The 21202-nt window shown below is 68.5% G+C and carries 19 protein-coding genes; 6 read left to right on the forward strand and 13 right to left on the reverse strand.

Features of this window, described 5'->3' with window-relative positions; genetic code table 11:
• Positions 1-12: 12 nt before the first annotated feature.
• On the forward strand, positions 13-783 hold the full coding sequence (locus F1640_RS09815) for a hypothetical protein (protein ID WP_125954219.1): 771 nt from the start codon (positions 13-15) through the stop codon (positions 781-783).
• Positions 784-808: 25 nt separating this feature from the next.
• The gene (locus F1640_RS09820) at positions 809-1447 is read left to right on the forward strand and encodes a YoaK family protein (protein WP_194918968.1); all 639 of its coding nucleotides are present in this window, start codon (positions 809-811) and stop codon (positions 1445-1447) included.
• A 54-nt stretch (positions 1448-1501) separates the two neighbouring features.
• On the opposite strand, the gene F1640_RS09825 is transcribed toward F1640_RS09820, so the two are convergent.
• Positions 1502-4309, reverse strand: a complete 2808-nt coding sequence (locus F1640_RS09825; RefSeq protein WP_194918970.1) for a TonB-dependent siderophore receptor — start codon at positions 4307-4309, stop codon at positions 1502-1504.
• Positions 4310-4493: 184 nt separating this feature from the next.
• Here F1640_RS09825 and F1640_RS09830 point away from each other — a divergent pair, with 184 nt between their 5' ends.
• The 3 genes from F1640_RS09830 (at position 4494) to F1640_RS09840 (ending at position 7019) form a co-directional block, all read left to right on the forward strand.
• The gene (locus F1640_RS09830) at positions 4494-5522 is read left to right on the forward strand and encodes a cyanophycinase (RefSeq protein WP_309229237.1); all 1029 of its coding nucleotides are present in this window, start codon (positions 4494-4496) and stop codon (positions 5520-5522) included.
• A gap of 32 nt (positions 5523-5554) precedes the next feature.
• Positions 5555-6013: an Lrp/AsnC family transcriptional regulator gene (locus F1640_RS09835; protein WP_124809846.1), complete on the forward strand. Its 459-nt coding sequence runs from the start codon at positions 5555-5557 to the stop codon at positions 6011-6013.
• A gap of 106 nt (positions 6014-6119) precedes the next feature.
• A complete protein-coding gene (locus F1640_RS09840) occupies positions 6120-7019 on the forward strand; it encodes a YdiY family protein (RefSeq protein ID WP_124809845.1) in 900 nt (299 codons plus the stop codon).
• A 15-nt stretch (positions 7020-7034) separates the two neighbouring features.
• Here the strand turns inward: F1640_RS09840 and F1640_RS09845 are convergent, their stop codons facing one another.
• The 7 genes from F1640_RS09845 to F1640_RS09875 form a co-directional block, all read right to left on the reverse strand.
• Complete coding sequence (locus tag F1640_RS09845) at positions 7035-7316, reverse strand: DUF167 domain-containing protein (RefSeq protein WP_194918971.1); 282 nt, start codon at positions 7314-7316, stop codon at positions 7035-7037.
• Positions 7297-7881, reverse strand: a complete 585-nt coding sequence (locus F1640_RS09850; protein WP_194921323.1) for a gamma carbonic anhydrase family protein — start codon at positions 7879-7881, stop codon at positions 7297-7299. Before F1640_RS09850 ends, F1640_RS09845 begins: the two co-directional genes overlap by 20 nt.
• Before the next feature lie 5 nt (positions 7882-7886).
• Positions 7887-10082: a spermidine synthase gene (locus F1640_RS09855; protein ID WP_194918973.1), complete on the reverse strand. Its 2196-nt coding sequence runs from the start codon at positions 10080-10082 to the stop codon at positions 7887-7889.
• 63 nt (positions 10083-10145) lie between these two features.
• Entirely contained in the window at positions 10146-10703 is a 558-nt protein-coding gene (locus tag F1640_RS09860) for a GNAT family N-acetyltransferase (RefSeq protein ID WP_194918976.1), read from the reverse strand.
• The gene (hemB, locus tag F1640_RS09865) at positions 10696-11688 is read right to left on the reverse strand and encodes a porphobilinogen synthase (protein ID WP_124809839.1); all 993 of its coding nucleotides are present in this window, start codon (positions 11686-11688) and stop codon (positions 10696-10698) included. The genes F1640_RS09860 and hemB overlap by 8 nt, the downstream gene beginning before the upstream one ends.
• Before the next feature lie 84 nt (positions 11689-11772).
• Positions 11773-13371: a M23 family metallopeptidase gene (locus F1640_RS09870; RefSeq protein WP_309229238.1), complete on the reverse strand. Its 1599-nt coding sequence runs from the start codon at positions 13369-13371 to the stop codon at positions 11773-11775.
• A 121-nt stretch (positions 13372-13492) separates the two neighbouring features.
• Positions 13493-13879: a hypothetical protein gene (locus tag F1640_RS09875; protein WP_194918977.1), complete on the reverse strand. Its 387-nt coding sequence runs from the start codon at positions 13877-13879 to the stop codon at positions 13493-13495.
• Positions 13880-13995: 116 nt separating this feature from the next.
• Here F1640_RS09875 and F1640_RS09880 point away from each other — a divergent pair, with 116 nt between their 5' ends.
• A complete protein-coding gene (locus tag F1640_RS09880; RefSeq protein ID WP_125954228.1) occupies positions 13996-14838 on the forward strand; it encodes a DUF3667 domain-containing protein in 843 nt (280 codons plus the stop codon).
• Between the two features lie 19 nt (positions 14839-14857).
• On the opposite strand, the gene F1640_RS09885 is transcribed toward F1640_RS09880, so the two are convergent.
• The 5 genes from F1640_RS09885 to F1640_RS09905 form a co-directional block, all read right to left on the reverse strand.
• Positions 14858-15838, reverse strand: coding sequence for a quinone oxidoreductase (locus F1640_RS09885; RefSeq protein WP_194918978.1), 981 nt, complete (start codon positions 15836-15838; stop codon positions 14858-14860).
• A gap of 208 nt (positions 15839-16046) precedes the next feature.
• Entirely contained in the window at positions 16047-17990 is a 1944-nt protein-coding gene (gene ftsH / locus F1640_RS09890; RefSeq protein WP_194918980.1) for an ATP-dependent zinc metalloprotease FtsH, read from the reverse strand.
• Positions 17991-18119: 129 nt separating this feature from the next.
• The gene (locus F1640_RS09895) at positions 18120-19079 is read right to left on the reverse strand and encodes an SH3 domain-containing protein (protein ID WP_124809834.1); all 960 of its coding nucleotides are present in this window, start codon (positions 19077-19079) and stop codon (positions 18120-18122) included.
• 119 nt (positions 19080-19198) lie between these two features.
• Positions 19199-20149: a tRNA lysidine(34) synthetase TilS gene (gene tilS, locus F1640_RS09900; protein ID WP_194921331.1), complete on the reverse strand. Its 951-nt coding sequence runs from the start codon at positions 20147-20149 to the stop codon at positions 19199-19201.
• Entirely contained in the window at positions 20145-21110 is a 966-nt protein-coding gene (locus F1640_RS09905) for a tol-pal system YbgF family protein (protein ID WP_255530334.1), read from the reverse strand. Before F1640_RS09905 ends, tilS begins: the two co-directional genes overlap by 5 nt.
• Positions 21111-21202 lie beyond the last annotated feature (92 nt).

Here is a 21202-nt window from a genome sequence, read left to right on the forward strand (position 1 = left end):
GAAAGCCACGCCATGCCGTTCCGGTCTATCCTGAAGTATGTTCTCGCGCCCGCGCTGCTGCTACCGGCCACGCCTGCCTTTGCCGCACCCGAGGAAATCCAGGTCTACATGGACGAGATGAACCAGCCCGGCGCGGTGGGGCTGGACGTTCACGTCAACGACGTGGTGCGCGGCAACGGCACGCCCGACTATCCCGGCGCGGAAACCCCGCTGCACCGCTGGCGCATCACGCCCGAATTCTCGCTGGGCCTGACCGACCAGTTCGAGCTGGGCGCCTATCTGCCGCTGGCCACGGTGGCGCCCGATGGCGTGGCGCGCGTGCAGGGGGTGAAACTGCGTCTCAAGTGGCTCGCGCCGCACGGGCCGACCGGGGCCTTCTGGGGCGCGAATCTGGAAGTGGGGAAAGTCGGCCACCGGCTCGACCAGAATCCCTGGAACGGCGAATTGAAGCTGATCGGCGGCTGGCGCAACGATCACTGGGTGCTGGCCGCCAACGGCAACTTCGATTTCGTGATCGCGGGGCCGAACCCCGGACCGATCACGCTCGATATCGACACCAAGGCCGGATACCGCCTGACCCCCACGCTTACCGTGGGCGTGGAAAGCTACAACGAGGTCGGCCCGCTGCGCGATCCCGGCCACTTCGGGAACACCGAGCATTCCACTTATGCCGCCGTGGATGCACAGATCGGCAAATGGGACCTCAACGCCGCCGTGGGCAAGGGATATGGCGCCAATGCCGACAGCGTGATCGTGAAGTTCATTATCGGCGTACCGATCTAGGCCATTATCGCCTAACGTTCGGCGCATGATCCGCTACGACCGTTCCCGCCGCCGTTTCGCCATCGCGCTGGCCGCGATGGCGGGGTTCGTCGATGCCGTGGGCTTCCTGTCGGCCGACGGCTATTTCGTCTCGTTCATGTCGGGCAACACCACGCGGCTCGGCGTCGATCTCGGCACCGATGTGGTGCGCGCGGTCACGCCCGCGTTCCTGATCGCCGGCTTCGTGGCCGGCGTGACCGGCGGCGCGCTGCTGTCGATCCGCGCGGGGCGCTACCGCAAGCCCGCCGTGCTGACGTTTGTCGCCGCGCTGCTGCTGGCCGGCGCCACGGCGCGGGCGCTGGGCGTGCCCGTGGCGATGCTGGCCGCGCTGGTGATGGCGATGGGGGCGATCAACAACACCTTCCAGCGCGATGGCGAGGTGGCGATCGGGCTGACCTACATGACCGGCGCGCTGGTCAAGCTGGGACAGGGGCTGGCCGGATGGCTGGCCGGCCGCAAGGATACGGGCTGGCTCTCCTGGGCGGCGCTGTGGGGCGGCCTGCTGAGCGGCGCGGTGCTGGGCGCGATGGCGCAGGACCGGATGCCGATGGCCTGCCTGTGGATCGCGGGCTGCTGGGCCACCGCGATGGTCGGCGTCGCGCTGCGACTGCCGGCGGAAAGCTGACGCGAAAACGCCGCGCGAACCGAAGTCCGCGCGGCGTCACCGGGATGGATGCCGTCAGAGCCCCGCGCCGCCGATCTTCCAGGTGAGCTGGAGAAAGGCGCTGCGGCCGGTGCTGTCGAACCAGCTGATGTCGTAATAGGGATAGCTGGCGTACGTCGGATCGCGAACCGGGTTCGTATCGAACAGGTTCACCACGCTCAGCGACCCGCGCAGGTGATCGGTGAAATCATACTGCAGCGTGGTGTTGAACAGGTAGCTCGCCTTGATGAAGGCGTCCTGATCGTAATTGGGCAGCTTGCCCAGGCGGCGCCCTTCGACCGTCCACTTCAGCTTCTGGATCGACCAGGTCAGGCTCGCCGTGCTCTTGTCGCGCGGAATGTCGTAGCCGCTGTCGAAGGCCAGCTTGTTGATCGTGGGATCGCCCGGATACTGGCGGAACGTGTGATCGAACACATGGGTATGCGCCAGCGACAGCGAGAAGGTGCCGAAGCTGGTGGGCAGGTTGCCATGGACGGCCACGTCGATGCCGGTGGTCTTCTCGTGCGCGATGTTGATCGGGTTGACCGCAACCGCATCGAGCTCGCCGGAGCGCACGCCACTGGTGAAGCGCTGCACGCGCGCGATCGCGTCGAGGCAGGTCGGCGAATTGACGTCGACCGCCTTGCCCGATGTCGTCTGCCCGATGCGGCAATCCGCCTCGTCGCGCAGCAACTGGTCGGTGCTCAGGTCCTGAACCTGGTTGGCCATCGAGACGCGGAAATAGCTGACCGAGACATCGAACCGGCGCGACGGCGCCCAGACGATGCCCAGATCCAGCGACTTGCTGGTTTCCGGCTTGAGCCGGCGGTTGCCGCTGCGCTGCGTGACGATGCCCTCGTCCGCATAGGAGCAATCGCCGATGGCCTCGTCCGGCTCCTCGGTGCGGCACAGATAGTAATCCGTGGCGCTCGGATGGGTATTGCCCGGCCCGGTGAAAACGTAGTGCAGATCGGGCGCGCGGAAGCCCGTGCCATACGAAGCGCGCAGCAGCAGCGAGCGCATCGGCCGCAGTTCCGCGCCGGCGTTATAGGTGAACTTACCGATGCCGTTGCCCGCGAAAGCGAAGTGATCGTAGCGGCCCGCGCCCGAGAGTTCGAGGAAGTGGGTCACCGGCACGCGCACTTCGCCGCCCAGCGCCCAGTGCGTGCGGCTGCCCTTCCCGTCGCTGTCCTTGAGCGCGTAATAGTAGTCGGTCAGCGCCAGCGGATCGGGCTTCAGATCGTAGCCCTGCTTGCCGGCCTCGGCCACGGCGGCGAAGCCCACCGGCCCGGCCGGCAACCGGAACAGCTCCGTGGTGTTGATCGTCGCCGAGAAATTGTTGGTCCAGCTTTTCGGATGATAGACGCTGTAGGCCGTGATGCTGTCGTATTCGGACTGCGTCAGCGGCGTATAGAGCCGGGCTGGATCGGCATTGAAGATCGGATAGCCGCTGTCTTCGTCGACGCCCTGCTGCTGCCCCAGGAACAGGGCATTGGCCTTTGCCGCGATCACCTGCGGGAATTCGACGCGCGCCTTGTATTCGCTATGGTTGAACGCGGCTTCGTAGGTCCACTTGCCGAACTTGCCCTTGATGCCCGGCGTAATGCTGAAGGTCTGCTGGCGATTGCGCGTCTCCACGCGGTTCAGGCCGCCCGATTCCTCGGGGGTGAACTGGCGCGACCAGTCATCCAGCCGGTTGTCGAAGCTGTTGTAGAAGGTGGTGTCGCTGCTGCCCGAGCTGGGCTGGAACGACCATTGCAGCACGTCGCGCACCAGCGAAACCTTGCTGATGCCGAACTGCGCGTCGACGAAGAGCTCGGCATTGTCCGACAGCTCGTAACCGGCCGAAGCGTAGCTGTTGAACCCTTCGCGCCGGGAAATGATCGTGCCGTAGGCGACCGAGGTGTTGCTGCCGCAGAAATAGCCGGGGCCGTAGTCTCCCAGCGCATCGTCATAGGCGCCATAGCGCGGCCGCGATGCGTAGTAGGTCGAACCCTGGTTGAGACGGCCGAGCGACGCGCAGGTCGCCGCGCCGGGATCGACATATTCGTCCGCGTCCGGATCGTAGCGCAGGAAGGTGCGCCGGGCGAGCGGCTGCGCGGTCGTCGGGTTGTCGGCCGTGCTGTCCTGAATGCCGCGCTGATACTGCCAGAGCGGGCGCTGCAACAGGTATTCGATGCCGCCGACGATATGGAACCGCCCGCTCGACCAGCCGCCGCTCGCGGTGATGCGGTGCGAATCCCCGCCGCCGTGCTCGGTCACGCCGCGCCGGTAATCGAGCGTCAGGCCGTCGAGCTTCTTCTTGAGCGTGAAGTTGATGACGCCGGCGATGGCATCCGACCCGTAGATCGCCGAAGCGCTGCCGCTGAGCACTTCGATCCGGTCGATCATGCTGACCGGGATGTTGGACACGTCGGTGAAGTTGCTGCGGCCCTGGAATGGCAGCGGAAAGTCGGCGATGCGGCGGCCGTTGACCAGCACCAGCGAGTGATTCGGACCCAGCCCGCGCAAGTCCACCTGCTGCGCGCCGGGGGTGAAGCTGGCGCCGCTGAACGATTGCTGGCTCTGCGTTTCGCCGCCGTTCTGGGTGAGCGCGCGCAGGATGTCCGGCACGCTGGCATAGCCGTTGGCGCGGATCGTATTCGAATCGACCACGGTGATCGGCGCCGGGCCTTCGATGTCCAGCCGCGGGATGCGCGATCCGGTGACGGTGATCTCCGGCGCGGCATCGTCCGTGCCTTCACCGCCCGCCGCCGTCTGTCCAAAGGCCGGTCCGGCGAGAACGGTGAGCGAGCATCCCAACCCCAGCAGGTTGCGGAATACGCGGCGTCCAGTCTGTTTCATGCGTCACCCCTTCAATGCGCAACGGCATAAACTTCCGGTGCCCCCGCACCTGCCGTTCGATACGTTCCGAACAGAATTGAAAAGAAATGGCAATCACATTGCCTTTCTGGCACATCATATTGTCAGCCATTGCGGCCAAAATGTAACAAGAATGCCCCAGTCCGGTTGTTTTCAGGAGTTTCCGGTGCGTCTATCCTTCCTGTCGCGAATGTTCGCGCTCGCGCTGTCGAGCCTGTCCCTGGCCGTCATCGCGCCTTCCGCCCCCGCGCTGGCGAAGGCGCAGGGCTACCGCCACTACCAGATCGGCACGCTCACCAGCGCCACGCCCGATCCGGTGTCCGGCGGGCTGCTGCTGATGGGCGGGGGCGACCGCAACCACGACGCGATGCACTGGTTCTTCGCCAAGGCCGGGCACGGGCACATCGTGATCCTGCGCGCCTCGCAGGCCGGGCAGGTCGGCAAGGAATTCTACAAGGATATCGGCGGCATCCAGTCGGCCGAGACGTTCGTTTTCACGGATCGGGCGGCCTCCAGCGATCCCCGGGTGCTTGCCGCGCTGAAGCGGGCGGACGGCATCTTCATCGCGGGCGGCGACCAGTCCAACTACGTGCGCTACTGGCGCGGGACGCCCGTGGGCGAACTGCTCGACGCGCATGTCGCCGCGGGCAAGCCGCTGGCCGGCACCAGCGCCGGCCTCGCCATGCTGGGCGAGAAGCTCTATGGCGCGATGGACGGCGGCAGCATCACCAGCCCCGAGGCGATGGCCGATCCGTTCGGCCCCGCCAACACCATCGAAAGCGATTTCCTGCACCTGTCGCTGCTGAAAGGCGTGGTCACCGATACCCATTTCAAGGAGCGCGACCGGCTGGGGCGGCTGTTCGCCTTCCTGGCCAAAGCGCAGGCGGACCGCCCCGCCGATGCCCCGGCGATAATCGGCGTCGGCGTCGACGAAAGCGCCTCGCTGGCGGTGGAGCCCGACGGCACCGCGCGCATCTATGCCACCGCGCCCGATGGCGGCGCCTGGCTGGTCGATGGATCGACGCTGCGCGGCCTGCCCCGGCAAGGCCCGCTCAACGCGCCACGCATCCGCGTGACGGGCATCGATCACCAGTCTGTGCTGCACCTGCCGGCGGGCACGGTTGACCGCCCCTCGTTCGTGCGGAATTATGCCGTTGCCGACGGGAAGATCACGGGCGAAACTGCGGCGCCCTGATAGCCCGGCAGCGGTGGAGGACCATTTCGGCCATGTCGCTGACCTTGCCCGGCCATTCCCTTTCGCTCGATGACATCGACGAGCGGCTGCTGGCGCTGCTGCGCGAGGATGCCCGCCAGAGCATCGCGCATCTGGCCAAGGCGCTGGGCATCTCGCGCGGGCAGATCTATTCGCGGCTGTCGCGGCTGGAGGATGCCGGGATCGTGGCGGGCTATACCGTGCGGCTCGGCGCGGCCTTCGTCGGCCGGCGCGTGCGCGCGCACATCATGATCAAGACGATGCCCCGCTTCCACCGCGAGGTGGAACAGGCGCTGGGCCGACTGGCGAGCGTGCAGGCGATCCACGCCATCAGCGGCGAATACGACGTGATCGCCATGCTGGAGACCGAGGACAACGCCCAGCTCAACGAACTGATCGACGATATCGGCCTGCTCGAAGGCGTGGAGCGCACGACCACATCGGTGATCCTGGCGACCAAGCTGGAACGATGATCGTGCGCGGCGGAAAGACGGCTGCCGGGCCGGAAGCGGGGTTGGTCGGGCCGCGATCCTTCTGTATCACGACCACCAGCCTGCCCTGCATTCCCGAGGTGTTACGATGACGCGCGTACCGTTTCTTCCGTTGGCGGGCATCCTGGCCCTGACGGCAGGCACGGCCCACGCGCAGCTGGCGCCGCAATACCGCGCGCTGCTGGACAAGACGATCGAATCGGGCAGCGATGCCGAGATCGATACCGTCGCCAAGTTCCTGAAGAAGACCGATCCGGCCGGCGCGGGCGAGGTGGAGGCGGCGGTGGATGCCCACCGCGCGCGCACGGCCGAAGCGCAGAAGGAACGGCTGGCGCAGATGGCGATGTTCCAGGGCTGGAAGGGCGAAGGCCAGTTCGGCGCCTCGCAATCCTCCGGCAATGCCGAGACGGTGGGCATCAGCGCCGGGCTGGCGCTGAAGCGGGAAGGCCTGCACTGGCGCTTGGGCCTGCGCAGCCAGGTCGATTACCAGCGCACCAACGGGCAGACCAGCCGCAACCAGCTGTTGCTGGCGTTCGAGCCCGACTACCGCTTCAACGACCGCCTGTTCCTGTTCGGCCTGACCCAGTACGAACGCGACCGGTTCGCCGGTTTTTCCACGCGCACCGCCGTTTCGGGGGGCATCGGCTATCGCCTGATCGCGGATTCCGGTTTCACCGTGGACGTGAAGGCCGGCCCTGCCTGGCGCAAGACCCGCTATATCAGCCAGCCGCTAGAAAGCGTCGTCACCGGGCTGGGCGCGGTCAACGCCAAATGGAAGCTTTCGCGCGCGGTCTCGCTGACCGAGGACGCCAGCGCGTTGACCGGCGCGCAGAATACCAACGTCACCTCGCTCACCTCGCTCAGCGCCCGGCTGAACGGCGCCCTTTCCGCGCGCACGTCCTATCAGGTGACTTACAACAGCAATCCGCCCGATACCTACAAGACGCTGGACACGATCACCCGCTTCACGCTGGTTTACGGCTTCTGACGGCGCAGCGCCGGGTCATTCCGCGATCCGCAGCAGTTTCTCGCGCGAAGTTGCGCCGCGCAACAGCACAACTTTGGAAGCGGCGACGCCCAGCGCGGCCGCGACAAGATCGATCACCGCGCCGGTCGCCTTGCCGTCCTCCGGCTTGGCACGCACTTTCACCAGCACCCGCCCGTCCGCGATCTCGATGCCTTCGGTCTTCGCGCCGGGCGTGACGCGCACTGCCAGCCGGCCGTCGGCATCGGTCAGCGCGCGCAAGGCCGCCGACGGCGGCAAGTCAACCTTCGGCCGCGCCATCGAGCGCCGCCTTGTGGCGCTGGCCGTTGCGGACATAGTGCGCCACGCCCAGCTGCATCTCCGCCAGCGCCGCTTCGGTCAGATCGCGCATGAACGCGGCGGGGCGGCCGCCCCAGAGCTGGCGCGCGCCGATGCGCTTGCCCGGCGTGAGCATGGCGCCGGCGGCGAGCATCCCATCGCTTTCGACGTGCGCGCCGTTCATCACGATCGCGCCCAGCCCCACGAAGGCGCGGTCCTCCAGCACGCAGCCGTGGATCATCGCCATGTGGCCCACCAGCACGTCTGCGCCGATGATCGTCGGAAAGCCGGCGGGATGGCGCGGATCGGGGCTGTCGCAGTGAATCACCGTGCCGTCCTGGATATTGCTGCGCGCGCCGATGCGGATGGCGTTCACATCGCCGCGCAGCACGCAGTTGTACCAGATCGACGCTTCCGGCCCGATCTCGACATCGCCGATGATCCGGCACCCGGGCGCGACGAAGGCGGTTTCGTGGATGCGTGGCACCTTCCCGTCGAGCGGAAGGATCGTCGCATCGGGGTAGCGCGCGCGCGGATCGGCAGTCATTTCCATCACACTCCCAGCAGATTGTCCCAGCGGATATGCGGCAGGATCGAGGCATAGTCATCCTGCCACGGTTCGTCGCCCGGCGGCGCGTGCAGCGGCGTCCACGGCAGGTCCGGCCGGCGCACGGCCAGCCGCTCCAGCCGCGCGCGATCGGGCGCGAGCGCGACCCAGTACGACGGGGTGAATCCGTCGCTATGCCGGCCGCTGTCATCGCGCAACCATGCCGTCCAGCCCTGCGCGCGGGCGATGCCCGCCACGACGGGCCGCAGATCGAGATAGCGGTTGGAAATATGCAGGATCAGCACGCCATCGGGCGCGAGCACGCGGCCATAGACCGCCAGCGCCTCGCGCGTGAGCAGGTGGAGCGGGATCGAATCCGACGAGAACGCGTCCACCACCAGCACGTCGAAGCTGCCCGGCGGCATCTTCGCCAGTTCCAGGCGGGCATCGCCGATCCGGATCGCGGCATCGGGCGCGCAGGAATCGAGGAAGGTGAAGCGGTGCTGCGGCCGCGACAGCGCCACCACCGCCGGATCGATCTCGAAGAAGGTCCAGCGCTGCCCCGGCCGCTTGTAGCAGGCGAGCGTCGCCGTCCCCAGGCCGACCACGCCCACGCGCGCATGATCGCCGGCGGCGGTGAGCGCCAATGCGACGCCCGAGGTTGGCCCGTAGTACGACGTCGGGCGCAGCCGGCGCGCGGCGTCGGTATATTGCGTGCCGTGCAGCGTGGTGCCGTGGGTGAGATAGCGTTCGTGCCGGCGCGCGCTTTCGGTGATCGTGTAGATGCCGAAATAGCTGCGCGTGCGGTTGCCCGACAGGCTGCGGTCGAGCGTTTCCTCCGCCCCGCGCCCCAGCATCATCGCCAGCAGCACCAGCACGAAAGCCCAGCGCCGCGCGAACACGATCACCCCGCAGGCGGTGATCGCCAGCGCGGCCATCAGCACCACCAGGGCATCGCGCCGGGGATCGAGGCCGCTCATCGACCAGCCCAGCGCGAAGGCCACGATCACCACCACCATCACCCCGCCCTGCCGCACGCGCGGGGGAATGTCGTCGATGCCGGACCAGTCGAGCAGCGTCACCCGGGGCAGCAGCGCGGCGGCGGCCAGCACCAGCAGCGGATGCTCCCACACCCAGTCGAACACCAGCGGCGCGATCAGCGCGCAGAACACGCCGCCCAGCGCGCCGCCCGCGCTCATGACCAGATAGAAGAAGGTCAGGCGTTCCGGCGCGGGGCGCAGCGCATAGAGCCGGGTGTGGAGCGCGACCGCCACCACGAACAGCAGCGCCACGGCCGCGCCGGCCTGCGCCATGGTGCCCGAAGAGCGCGAGCTGACCGCCATCCCGCCCGCCAGCACCACCACCAGCGGTGCGGCGCGCAGGATCGCGCCCGCCAGCGCGCGGTTCTCCGCGAAGGCGATGCTGAAGCTCAGCAGGTACAGCCCCAGCGGGATCACCCACAGCAGCGGCATCGCGAAAATGTCGGTGGTGAGGAAGGTGGTGGTCGAGAGCATCAGCCCCGAAGGCACGGCGGCCAGCACCAGCCACAGCGCCACGCGTCCCGCCGGCACCGAATCGCCCACCAGTACGGCCACGCCCGGCGCACCGGCCGCGCCCCGTCGCACGGCGGCGCAAGCCGCGACCAGCGCGATCAGCAGCAGGTAGCCCGCGCTCCAGCCCCAGCCCTGCGCCTTCAGCGGCAGCAGCGGCTCCACCAGCAGCGGATAGCAGATCAACCCGGCGAAGCTGCCGAGATTGGACGCGGCGTAGAGCGCGTAAGGGTTGCCGGCGGCGGGATCGGCGGCGAACCAGCGCTGCATCAGCGGCGCCTGCGCGGACACGAGGAAGAACACCGGCCCGATCGAGACCGCGAACAGGGCGGGCACCCACAGAGGCTCCCACCCCCGCGCGGGCGGCGGCAGATCGGCCAGGCGCACCGGCAGCGTCATCGCGGCCAGCGCCAGCAGCGCGAGGTGGATCGCGGCCTGCCGGCGGATCGGGAACCGTCCCAGCCAGTGGGCATAGGCATAGCCGCCCAGCAGCAGCGCCTGATAGACCAGCATCGCGCTGTTCCACACGTTCGGCGCGCCGCCCAGGCGCGGCAACGCGGCGCGCGCCACCATCGGCTGCACCAGGAACAGCAGGAAGCTGCCGACCAGAATGGTGATGACGAAGCGCGTCCGGCTGGCTCGATCCGTCATGGTCCCTCCCGCACGATCAGGGGCGCTGGATGCGGTAGAGAACGTGACGGCGCAAGGGGGCGATCACGCGCGGCCCGCCTGCCATTGCGCGCGCGTGATCGAATAAACGATGATTCGCCCGCTCACCGGATCGAAATCGGCATTGGCGAAATCCAGGTCGGCGCGGCGCTCCATGCCCAGCCGGCGCATCAGGCCCCAGCTTGCGGCATTGCCGTCGACCGTCAGGGCAACGATATGCGGCGCGCCGAAATGCGCGAACCCGGCTGTCATGGCAGCCTCGGCCGCTTCACGCGCAAAGCCTTGCCCCCAGGCATCCTCGCGCAGGCGCCAGCCGATTTCAAAGTCCCCCAGCGGCCCGCCCGCCTGGTTGCACTTCTTCAACCCGCAAAACCCCAGGATGGCGCGGTCAGCCTTGCGCTCCACCGCCCAGAACGTGTGGCCGTGCGTGCGCGCGTAACCTTCCAGCCGCTCCCGCGCCCCATCCTCGGCCGCCTGATCCATCACGCCGCCCAGCCAGCGCATGACCGCTGGCGTGTTGGTTCCCGCGAAGAACGGCGGCCAGTCTTCCCCGCGCCAGTCGCGCAGGACAAGCCGGGGCGTTTCGATCCGGAATTCAGCCATTCAGCAGCCGCGCGGCATGAGCGGCGTGGTAGGTCAGCACGCCCGAACAGCCCGCGCGCTTGAAGGACAGCAAGGTTTCCAGCACCATGGCGTCACGGTCCGCCGCGCCGGCCGCCACCGCCGCCTCGATCATCGCGTATTCGCCCGAAACCTGGTAGGCGAAGACCGGCACGCCGAAGGCTTCCTTCACGCGCACCGCGATATCGAGATAGGGCAGACCTGGCTTGACCATCACCGTGTCCGCGCCCTCGGCCAGATCCATCTCCACCTCGCGCAGCGCTTCCTCGGCGTTGCCGGGGTCCATCTGGTAGGTCTTCTTGTCGCCCTTGAGCAGACCGCGCGATCCGACCGCGTCGCGGAACGGGCCATAGAAGGCCGAGGCATATTTGGCGGCGTAGGACATGATCTGCACGTTGATGTGCCCGGCATCCTCCAGCGCCTGCCGGATCGCGCCGATGCGCCCGTCCATCATGTCGGACGGGGCGATGATGTCCGCCCCGGCCGCCGCCTGGTTCAGGCTCTGCCCCACCAGCACCTCGACCGTGGCGTCGTTGAGGACATAACCCTCGCCGTCGATCAGCCCGTCCTGCCCGTGGCTGGTATAGGGATCGAGCGCGACATCGGTGAGCACGCCGATCGCATCGCCGCAGGCATCCTTGATCGCGCGCGTGGCGCGGCACATCAGGTTGTCGGGATTGAGCGCCTCGCCCCCGTCCGCGCTGCGGCGTTCGGGCTGGGTGTAGGGAAACAGCGCCAGGCAGGGAATGCCCAGCGCCACCGCTTCCTTCGCCCGCGCGACGATGCCGTCCACCGACCAGCGCGAAACGCCGGGCAGCGCGCCGATCGGGTCTTCCACGCCCGTGCCTTCGGCCACGAACAGCGGCCAGATCAGGTCGGCCGGCGTCACGAGCACTTCACGGTGCAGCGCGCGGCTCCAGGCGGTGGCGCGGGTGCGGCGCAGGCGGGTCAGGGGATAGCTGGTCATGCCAGCCTTCCTAGGACTTTCGCGCGCCGGCGCAATGGGTAGCGACAGGCCGGGACGAATTGCCCTACCCGCTCCCCACCGGCTCTAGTGGGCGCGGGAGAGACCCGGCTTCAGCGCCAGAACCTGCCGCAGCCGGGCCTTGTAGGCGGCGAGCTGGCCGGCATCGACCGCCTGGCGACGGACCATGAAGCGGACCGACATCGGATCGACCGTCTGGCCGTTGCGATAGAGTTCGTAGTGCAGGTGCGGGCCGGTCGAAAGGCCGCTGGAGCCGACATAGCCGATCACCTGCCCGCGCCGGACCTGCATCCCCGGCGAAACCGCGATGCGGCTCATGTGGCCATAGCCGGTGCCGATGCCGCCGCCATGTTCCAGCCGCACGTAATTGCCGTGGCCGCCGTGCCAGCCGGCATAGCTCACCGTGCCATCGGTTACGGCGTAGACCGGCGATCCCCAGGCGGCGCCGAAGTCGATGCCGGCGTGCATCCGGGTAAAGCCCAGGATCGGATGGCGGCGCAGGCCGTAGCCCGAGGTGATCCGCCCCGCGACAGGGGCGCCGAGCATGGCGGAATCGCTGGATTCCCCGCCGGTCATGCCATCGAGCGAGAGAAAGCCGCCGTCCGGCCCCCAGCGCAGCAATTGCACGCGCGGCTTGCCGTCGCGCGTCACCCCGGCATAGATCAGGTCGCCCGGCTGGCTTTGCCCGTCGGCGGTGCGCCGGTCGGTGAAGACAAGGTCGAATTCGTCGGTGGGCGCGATATCCTCGAACGCAAGATACTGGTCGATCGTGCGCAGGTAATCCTGCACCGTGCTGGGCGGCGCGCCGGCGGCGCGGGCCGAACGGTAAAGGCTGGTCCCCACGATCCCGCGGATGCGCAAGGGGCTGCTGTCCACCGCGATCGGCATTTTCGCCAGCACCAGCCCGGCGCCTTCGCGGCGGATGGCCAGCGCCAGATCGAAGCGCGGACGGAAGCCGATCGCCTGCAGCGGGCGCGGCTCGGACGGGCCGGCGCGCGGCCCCAGCGTGATGTCGAAGCGCGTGCCCGGGGCGATCGCCGCCGTTCCGGCCGCGTCGGCTACCAGCGCGGCGACGCGGTCGGCGTCGCCCGTGGCCACGCCCGCGCGCTGCAGCATCCGGCCCAGCGTGTCGCTTTCGCCCAGAGTCGCGGCCAGCTGGATCACCGGCCGTTCGGGTGCGGAATCGAGGCGAATGACCGCGTCGGTCGCGGCGAAATGGCGGCCATTGCCCGCGCCGGCGGCGAACGGACGAATCGCCTGCGCGCGGAATTCGGCGCGCGCGGTATCGTCAAGCGGGACCAGCGGCGCGGCCGACAGCGGCGCGAAGCTCGGCCTGAACAGCAGCGCGGCGCAAGCCAGCCCCAGCATCGTGCCCAGCCCGCGAAACCAGCGGGCGCTGCCGATATCCTCGGCCAGATCCGGCGTCAGGTCGTGCGCGCGGCTCCAGTGCTCCACGCGCCGGCACAGATCGGCCCAGCGCCGGGCAAGGCCCGGAAAACGCGGCGGCGACGGCGGGCGGGAGGAAATCGGCCGAACCGGCGCGCGCGCTTGCTCGGAGGGCGTGCCCGGGGCGGAAACCGGCGCGGACGCGGCAGGCGCAAGCGGGCGCGCGCGGCCGAACACCACGCTCCCCGATCCGGCCAGTCCCTCGCGCGGACCGAACACTCCGGCTGCTCCTTTCCTGCGCCCGGCCGCGATGATCCGCCGGGAAAGTCCGCCTCAGCCCTGCACCCTCAAGGTAAATACCGCGTTAAACTCTCGTCGGGCGCGGATCACCGGCGGCGGATTATCTGGCAGGGCAGGGATACCGGTTGCGGAACAGGTCGGCCACCGCCGTCGCCACCGTGGTCTGGCCGCGCGCGCCGACAGGGTAGGTCCGCATCTGGCCGATCACGTCATCGCTGTTGAACGGCGCGCGGCCGGCGGGCGGGCAACTGCTGGGGCGGCCGGCGGCCTGTTCCCCGCGCAGGCGCGAGCGATAGGCCTGCGCGGCCCCGGTCACTTCGCCCTTGAGCAGCGAATAGTCCGACGACATCAGCGCCAGCGGCCCCCTGGAGCGCAGCGCATCGGCCTTGGCCAGAAACGTGGCCACGGTCATGTCACCCGGCGCGGCCGCCGCGGGCATGGCAAGGCTCAGCAGGCCGGCTGCGGCGGCAATGGCGATAGGCTTCATGGCTCCCGTCCCTTTCCTTGTGCGGCCGCCTTATCGGGTTCGGCGCAAATCGACGGCGCGGACGGTAGTCACTCGCGCGGGACTTGGCTATTCCTTCACGCAACGACGGGGGCAGCATGAACGAGAAAGTGCCGGCAAGCGCGGCGGACGATGGCCATACCCACGAAACCGCGTGCCTGAACTGCGGAACGACGCTGGTCGGCAGCCATTGCCACGCCTGCGGGCAGGCGGCGCACGTCCACCGCACGCTGGGCGCGTTCTTTCACGATCTGCTGCACGGCGTGTTTCATTTCGAGGGCAGGATCTGGCGCACGCTGCCGATGCTGGCGTGGCGGCCAGGCGATCTCACCCGCCGCTATGTCGCGGGCGAGCGCGCGCGCTTCGTCTCCCCGCTGGCGCTGTTCCTGTTCGCCGTGTTCCTGATGTTCGCTGTGATGAAGCAGACCGCCGGAGAAATCACGCCACAGACGAAGATCGACGCCGACGGCAAGGCGCAGGTCGTCGGCAACGGCGAGATCAACTCCGTTTCCAGCGACGTGCCGGTGATCGATCACGCTCTGCAGAAGTTCAAGGCCAACCCCGGCCTCGCGCTCTATAAGGTGCAGACGTACGCCTACAAGTACAGCTGGCTGCTGATCCCGATCTCGGTGCCGTTCGTGTGGCTGCTGTTTCCATTCAGCCGGCGCTTCCATCTGTACGATCACACCGTGTTCGTGACTTATTCGATCAGTTTCATGACCATTCTGGCCACGGTGCTGATGCTGGCCAGTCTGGCGCATCTGCCGGGGCTGGCAATCGTGGCGCTACTGGTGCCGCCGCTCCACCTCTACCGGCAGGTGCGCGGAGCCTATGGCGTTTCGCGGTTCGGCGCGCTGTGGCGCACGCTGGCGCTCGGCATCGTCGCCTTTGCCGCGCTGGCGCTGTTCGCCCTGTTCGTTCTGGCCGAAACCGGCGCCTGAGCCTTTCCGCAGCGCGGCGTCAGCAATCCAGCACGTAAGGCCCGATCCCGCGCGCTTCCAGCGCGGCATGGGCATCGGCGGCGCGCGCCAGCGGGAAGCGCCCGCCGATCGCCAGCGGCAGCGCGCCCGAAGCCATGGCATCGAACAGCGCGGCCGATGCCGCGACCAGCTTCTCGCGCGTGCCGACATAGGCCCAGAGGAACGGCCGCGTCAGCGAGAGCGATTTCGCGCCAAGCCGGGAAATGTCGAGCGGCGGGATAGTGCCCGAGGCCTGCCCGTAATTGACCAGGTGCCCGCGCGTCGCCAGCACCGCCAGCGATCCGTCGAACGTATCCTTGCCCACCGCGTCATAGGCCACTTCCACGCCCGCACCGCCGGTCAGCTCCATCACGCGGGCGACCACGTCTTCCTCGCGATAGCGGATCACCGCATCGCAGCCGGCGGCCTCTGCCAGCGCGACTTTCTCCGGCGAACCAGCGGTGCCGATCACAGTTGCGCCGCGCAACTTCGCCATGCGCGCGACCAGCTGGCCCACGCCGCCGCCCGCCGCCTGCACCAGCACGTTCGCCCCGGCAGATACGGGATGGACATCGGCGACCAGCGCCTGCGCGGTCAGCCCTTTGAGATACCACGCCGCCGCCACGGCATCGTCCACGCCATCGGGCACGGGCACCGCCAGCGCGGCATCGACCACGCGGGCGCGGGCATAGCCGCCATACTTGCGCTCGATATAGGCCACGCGGTCGCCAGGCGCGAAACCAGTCACTCCCTCGCCCAGGGCCTCGACCACGCCCACGCCTTCCAGCCCCGGAACGCCGGGCAGCGCCAGCGTGCGGTACGATCCCGAACGGACGTAGATATCGTGGAAGTTCACGCCGGCGGCGGTCTGCCGGACAAGCAGTTCGCCCGGACCGGGGGCCGGCAGCGGCACCTCCTCCAGCACCAGGGCCTCGGGGCCGCCATAGGCGCGGATCACGATCGCTTGGGTGGTCTGGGTCATGGAACGGGCCTCACCATGGGAAGGGAAGGACTGGATTGAGCAGATCCCGCTCATCCTGAGCTTGTCGAAGGACGCGCGATACGGTTCGATCTTGACGCGGTTTACCGTGCGCCGGGCAAGCGCCGCGCGCGTCCTTCGACAGGCTCAGGACGAACGGAGGGCCGGTCGTCGGACCCAAGGCCGCGAGAACGGGACGGCGTATCCGCCTTCACGCCCCCTGCGGCTGCGCCCCCGCACCGCCGCCCGAGAAGCGGCGGCCCGCGCGCGGCACGGCCGACCCTTGCGAGGCGACCGGGCGATAGCTGCCGGCGGGCGCATCGGGCCGGTCGATCTTGCCCGTTTCGAGCAGCACCTTGATCTCGTCGCCGGTCAGCGTCTCGTATTCGAGCAGCGCGTTGGCGAGCAGGTGGAGCTTTTCCTCATTGGTCTTGAGAATATCGACCGCGCGGGCATGTGCGCCATCGACCAGACCGCGAATTTCGCTGTCGATCAGCTTGTTGGTCTCGTCCGACATCATCGTGCGCTGCGTGCCGCCCATGCCGAGATAGCCTTCCTGGCTGTCTTCGTATTGCAGCGGTCCCAGCTTGTCCGACATGCCCCACTTGGTGACCATGCTGCGCGCCAGCGACGTGGCGTACTGGATGTCCGAAGAGGCACCCGAGGAGACCTTGTCGTAGCCGAAGATGATCTCCTCGGCCACGCGGCCGCCCATCGAGACCGAGAGGTTCGCGTGCATCTTGTCGCGGTGGTACGAGTACGAATCGCGCTCGGGCAGGCGCATGACCATGCCCAGCGCACGGCCGCGCGGGATGATCGTGGCCTTGTGGATCGGGTCGCTGGCCGGCTCGTTGACCGAGACGATGGCGTGGCCGGCCTCGTGATAGGCGGTCATCTTCTTCTCGTCGTCGGTCATGACCATGCTGCGGCGCTCGGCGCCCATCATGACCTTGTCCTTGGCGTCCTCGAATTCCTGCATGGCGACCAGGCGCTTGTTGCGCCGCGCGGCCAGCAACGCCGCCTCGTTGACGAGGTTGGCGAGGTCCGCGCCCGAGAAACCGGGCGTGCCGCGCGCGATCACGCGGGCGTTGACGTCGGGCGCCAGCGGCACCTTCTTCATGTGAACCGAGAGAATCTTCTCGCGGCCTTCGATATCGGGGATCGGCACCACAACCTGCCGGTCGAAACGGCCGGGGCGCAGCAGCGCCGGATCGAGCACGTCGGGCCGGTTGGTGGCAGCGATGATGATGATGCCCTCGTTGGCCTCGAACCCGTCCATCTCGACCAGAAGCTGGTTCAGCGTCTGTTCGCGCTCGTCGTTCGAATTGCCGAGGCCATGGCCGCGATGGCGGCCGACGGCGTCGATTTCGTCGATGAAGACGATGCACGGCGCGTTCTTCTTGGCCTGTTCGAACATGTCGCGCACGCGGCTGGCGCCGACGCCGACGAACATCTCGACGAAGTCCGAACCGGAAATGGTGAAGAACGGCACGCCCGCCTCGCCCGCGATCGCGCGCGCCAGCAGGGTCTTGCCGGTGCCGGGCGAGCCGACCAGCAGCGCGCCCTTGGGAATCTGGCCACCGAGCTTGGAAAAGCGGCTGGGGTCGCGCAGGAATTCGACGATTTCCTGCAGTTCCTCGCGCGCCTCGTCGATGCCGGCCACGTCATCAAAGGTGACTCGGCCCGAACGCTCGGTCAGCATCTTAGCCTTGGACTTGCCGAAGCCCATCGCGCCCGATCCGCCGCCCTTCTGCACCTGGCGCAGCGCGAAGAACGCCACGCCCAGGATCAGCAGGAACGGCAGCGACTGGGCCAGGATATAGAGCAGCAGGTTGGGTTCTTCCTGCGCCTTGCCGGCGTATTGCACGCCGTTTTCCTGCAGCAGCTTGGGCAGGTCGTTGTCGCCCGGAACCGGGATGGTCGCGAACTGCTGGTCGTTCTTGAGCGTACCGGTGATGCGGTCCTGCCCGATCTGCACCTCGCGCACCGCGCCTTCGGCCACACGCGCGCGGAAATCGGAATAGCGGATCAGCGTGCCGCCGCTGTCGGTCCGCGCGCCGAACATCGACACCACCAGCAGGAGCGCCAGGAAAATGCCGCCCCAGACAAGGAGGCTCTTGATCCACGGATTACCCTGCGGCTGGTCGTCGTTCATCGCAATGCCTTCGAATGGGCGGACTCGTCCCGCCTGCGCTCCCGTCAATGTAGGAGCGCGAGGGTGAATAGCAATATAACCGAAGGTCCGAATTTCCGGTAGTCGCCTGCCCGCCCTTCGTCGCCCGGCTTACTGCGAAGGCTGCAGCTTGGTGTTCAGCACCCAGCCCACGTTGTCGTTCTCGTCGGCCACTTCCCACCACAGGCCCTGCTTGTTGCCGGTGGGGAACACGATCGAGCCGGGGGGAAGCGTGCGGACGACCGCGCCCGCCGCCGCCGGCGTGCGCCGCATCGTGACCGGAGCAAACGCGGTGAAGCTGCGCGTCGGCGCGGCCTCGGCCGTTCCCGCTGACCCGGCCTGGACGCCGCCCAGTTCGGTCACCAGCTTGCTGTAGGCATCGATGAACGCCAGCGTGACGATCCGGCCGATGTCGGTGTTGTCGTACCCGCCGCCGACCACGCCCGCGCCCACGCCGCCGAAGAAGCCACCGCCGGCGCCGAAGCTGATGTCGTTCTTGGCCGCATAGCCTTCGACCGTGGCGATGGTTTCGGTGGTGCGGACATTGGTGACCGACAGCACCGTATTGGCTTCCAGCTTCCGGCTCTTGATGCCGCCCAGCAAGCCGCCGACCGCTCCGCCGAACAGGCCGCCGACCGCGCCTGCCGCGCCGCTGCCCTGCGAATTGCGGTTGGCGCCCTGCACTTCGGCGACCAGCACGTAATCCGCCGCGCGGATCTGGTTCTGGCCGACGTTCGATCCGCGCTGGTGGCCCAGGTTGGCGCCGATGTCGCGCTCGCGCTGCGCCGCGCTCAACCCGGTGCCGCGATCGACCAGGTTGAAGCAGCCCGAACGCTGCACGATCACTTTCAGCAGCTTCTGCGGCGGCGCCAGGTTGTACTGCGTCCAGCCATAGGGATCATCGCCATCGACGATCGAGATCGTGCCCAGCTTGCGCGCGCAATGCGGCACGTCGTTCGCCGCCTGCCGCTGAAGCTGCTCGGCATTGGACGGCTTGGCCTGCTTCGGCTCGGCGTAGGCGGGCGTTGTCAGCAACGACAGCAGGACAACGGACGGAATAAGCTTGTTCATCGAAGGCCCCCGAATCGGAAATCGCAACATGGCCGGTTCATGGACGAAGCAGACCAGCCGATGCTGTGACGCAGATTACTCTCCGACGCATCGGAAAGGCAATTCTCCTTGCGGGAGAGTCATTTATCCCCGCCGCGATGGGGCGCGGCGCGGGTGAAGCGCCACTCCACGCCCCGGCCTTCACCGCGCACGCCGGCCAGCGTGGCGATTCCCCCTGCTTCCAGCGCATCGTGCCAGCGCGCCAGTTCCGGTCCGCGCGGCTGCCCCGCGCCCAGTTCCGCGACGATCCGTTCCAGCACGCGCAGGGCCACCGCGCGCGGGACCGCCATCGCCAAGACCAGACCGTCCGCATCCCGCCGCGCGGTGGCGAAGGCGCGCTCCGCCATCCATTCGATCGCGGCGTCGGCATCAGCCAGATGCGCCATGCTGTCGATCAGCCCGTCGATGTCCAGCCCGCCGCCCGAGGCCAGGGCAGCGCGCACGCGCACCCGTTCGAAGCGGGGGTCGCGGTTCGAGGGATCATCGGCGGGCGTGATTCCGGCGGCAGCGACCAGCGTGGCAAGCTCCGCCCGGCGCCAGCCGAGCAGGGGCCGCAGCAGGGGCACGTCCGGATGGCCCGGCACCGCGGCGCGCGCGCGCATCCCGGCCAGGCCGCGCACGCCCGCCCCCCGGTTCAGCCGCATGACGAAGGTTTCGGCCTGATCGTCGGCGTGGTGCGCGGTGACCAGCGCGCCCAGCCCCTCGGCCCGCAGCCAGCCCCCCAGCGCGGCATAGCGCGCCGTCCGCGCCCGCGCCTGCACCCCCGCGCCGCCTGGCAGCGCCAGGGTGATCGTGCGATGGGCGACGCCGCGTTCCCGGCACAGCCGTGCGACCATCCCGGCTTCGCCCGCGCTTTCGGCGCGCAGGCCGTGATCGACGGTGGCGACCGCGAAACGCCCCGGCAGCACCGCGCTGGCCAGCAGCATCAGGGCAACACTGTCCGGCCCGCCCGAAACCGCGAGCCCGACGGGCGTCGCTTCGGGCCAGAGCCGCTCCCAGACGCCCGAAAAGCGGGTCAGCGCCGCGTCAATCGCACTTCACCCCCCGCGTGGCGGCCTCGTACTGCGTCTTGAGCCGGCCTTCGACATCCTGCGGATAGGTCGCGCGGAATTCCTGGAACGCGCCGCAGGCCCGCTTGGTATCCTTGATCCGCGTCATCGCCACGCCCAGGTAGAGCAGGCTGTCAGACGCGCGATCGCCCTTCTTGTCGGCCAGGTAGTTCTGCAGGAAGAACTGCGCCGCCGTGCCCGGCTTGCCATCGTCCAGCCACGCGCGGCCGAGCAGATTGCGGGCATAGCTGATCCGCTTGTGACGCGGATACTGGTCCACCACCTTCTGCAGCTGCTGCGCCGCTTCCGGATAGAACTTCGCTTCCCACAGGCGATAGCCGTAAAGGTATTCGTCCTCGCCCGCATCGTTGGACTTGGGCTTTTCGATCGCCCGTACCGCCGCGACGCGATCGGCCGACGGAGTCGCCTGCGTCGGGGTGGCCGCAGGAGCGGGCGTGGCGGCCGGCTTGGCGGCGGGCTTTGTCGTCACCGGCGGGAGGGTAACCGCGCCTGCCGGCGTTGCCGGCGTCGACGCGGCCGCTTCCGGTGCCGGGCTGGGTGCGGGGGCCGGCTCCAGCGCGGTCAGGCGCGCTTCCAGCTTGCCCATCCGGTTCTGGTTTTCCTCGGTCTGGGCGGTCAGGCGCTGCAACTGCTGCTCCACCGCGTCCATACGGCTGAGCAGGTCCGTCACCGCGCCGGCGGCGGGCGTGCCGACGGCAGCGGGGGCGGGCGTGGTGGCGGCGGTGATTTCAGGCGCGAAGGTCTTGCCCGCGCCATCGGGGAACACCTTGCGCTGCACCGCGCGCAATTCCGTCTCGACGCGCTTCAGGCGGTTCTCGACGGTTTCCTGCGCCTGCGCGACGGCGAGGCTTGGCGCCACGGTGGCCATCGCGAGCAAGGCCAGCGCCACCAGCGAACCACGGCTGCGGATCTTCGTCTTCATCGTCACTCCCGTCTGTCCGCCCGGCCACATGCCGGGAAAACGCGCGCGTCACGCGCAACAACCCCCTGCGGATGGCGTCACGCCGCCAGAAC

The organism is Novosphingobium sp. NBM11 (assembly GCF_015390225.1).
Classification (GTDB): domain Bacteria; phylum Pseudomonadota; class Alphaproteobacteria; order Sphingomonadales; family Sphingomonadaceae; genus Novosphingobium.

Excerpts from the sequence above, each read along its gene's own strand:
- F1640_RS09885 (WP_194918978.1), bottom strand. The coding sequence starts at position 15,838 with ATGACCCAGACCACCCAAGCGATCGTGATCCGCGCCTATGGCGGCCCC.
- F1640_RS09845 (WP_194918971.1), bottom strand. The coding sequence starts at position 7,316 with ATGGCGCGGCCGAAGGTTGACTTGCCGCCGTCGGCGGCCTTGCGCGCG.
- F1640_RS09815 (WP_125954219.1), top strand. The coding sequence starts at position 13 with ATGCCGTTCCGGTCTATCCTGAAGTATGTTCTCGCGCCCGCGCTGCTG.
- F1640_RS09855 (WP_194918973.1), bottom strand. The coding sequence starts at position 10,082 with ATGACGGATCGAGCCAGCCGGACGCGCTTCGTCATCACCATTCTGGTC.
- F1640_RS09895 (WP_124809834.1), bottom strand. The coding sequence starts at position 19,079 with ATGAACAAGCTTATTCCGTCCGTTGTCCTGCTGTCGTTGCTGACAACG.
- F1640_RS09820 (WP_194918968.1), top strand. The coding sequence starts at position 809 with ATGATCCGCTACGACCGTTCCCGCCGCCGTTTCGCCATCGCGCTGGCC.
- F1640_RS09905 (WP_255530334.1), bottom strand. The coding sequence starts at position 21,110 with ATGAAGACGAAGATCCGCAGCCGTGGTTCGCTGGTGGCGCTGGCCTTG.
- ftsH (WP_194918980.1), bottom strand. The coding sequence starts at position 17,990 with ATGAACGACGACCAGCCGCAGGGTAATCCGTGGATCAAGAGCCTCCTT.
- F1640_RS09840 (WP_124809845.1), top strand. The coding sequence starts at position 6,120 with ATGACGCGCGTACCGTTTCTTCCGTTGGCGGGCATCCTGGCCCTGACG.
- F1640_RS09880 (WP_125954228.1), top strand. The coding sequence starts at position 13,996 with ATGAACGAGAAAGTGCCGGCAAGCGCGGCGGACGATGGCCATACCCAC.
- F1640_RS09860 (WP_194918976.1), bottom strand. The coding sequence starts at position 10,703 with ATGGCTGAATTCCGGATCGAAACGCCCCGGCTTGTCCTGCGCGACTGG.
- hemB (WP_124809839.1), bottom strand. The coding sequence starts at position 11,688 with ATGACCAGCTATCCCCTGACCCGCCTGCGCCGCACCCGCGCCACCGCC.
- F1640_RS09875 (WP_194918977.1), bottom strand. The coding sequence starts at position 13,879 with ATGAAGCCTATCGCCATTGCCGCCGCAGCCGGCCTGCTGAGCCTTGCC.
- F1640_RS09825 (WP_194918970.1), bottom strand. The coding sequence starts at position 4,309 with ATGAAACAGACTGGACGCCGCGTATTCCGCAACCTGCTGGGGTTGGGA.
- F1640_RS09835 (WP_124809846.1), top strand. The coding sequence starts at position 5,555 with ATGTCGCTGACCTTGCCCGGCCATTCCCTTTCGCTCGATGACATCGAC.
- F1640_RS09850 (WP_194921323.1), bottom strand. The coding sequence starts at position 7,881 with ATGACTGCCGATCCGCGCGCGCGCTACCCCGATGCGACGATCCTTCCG.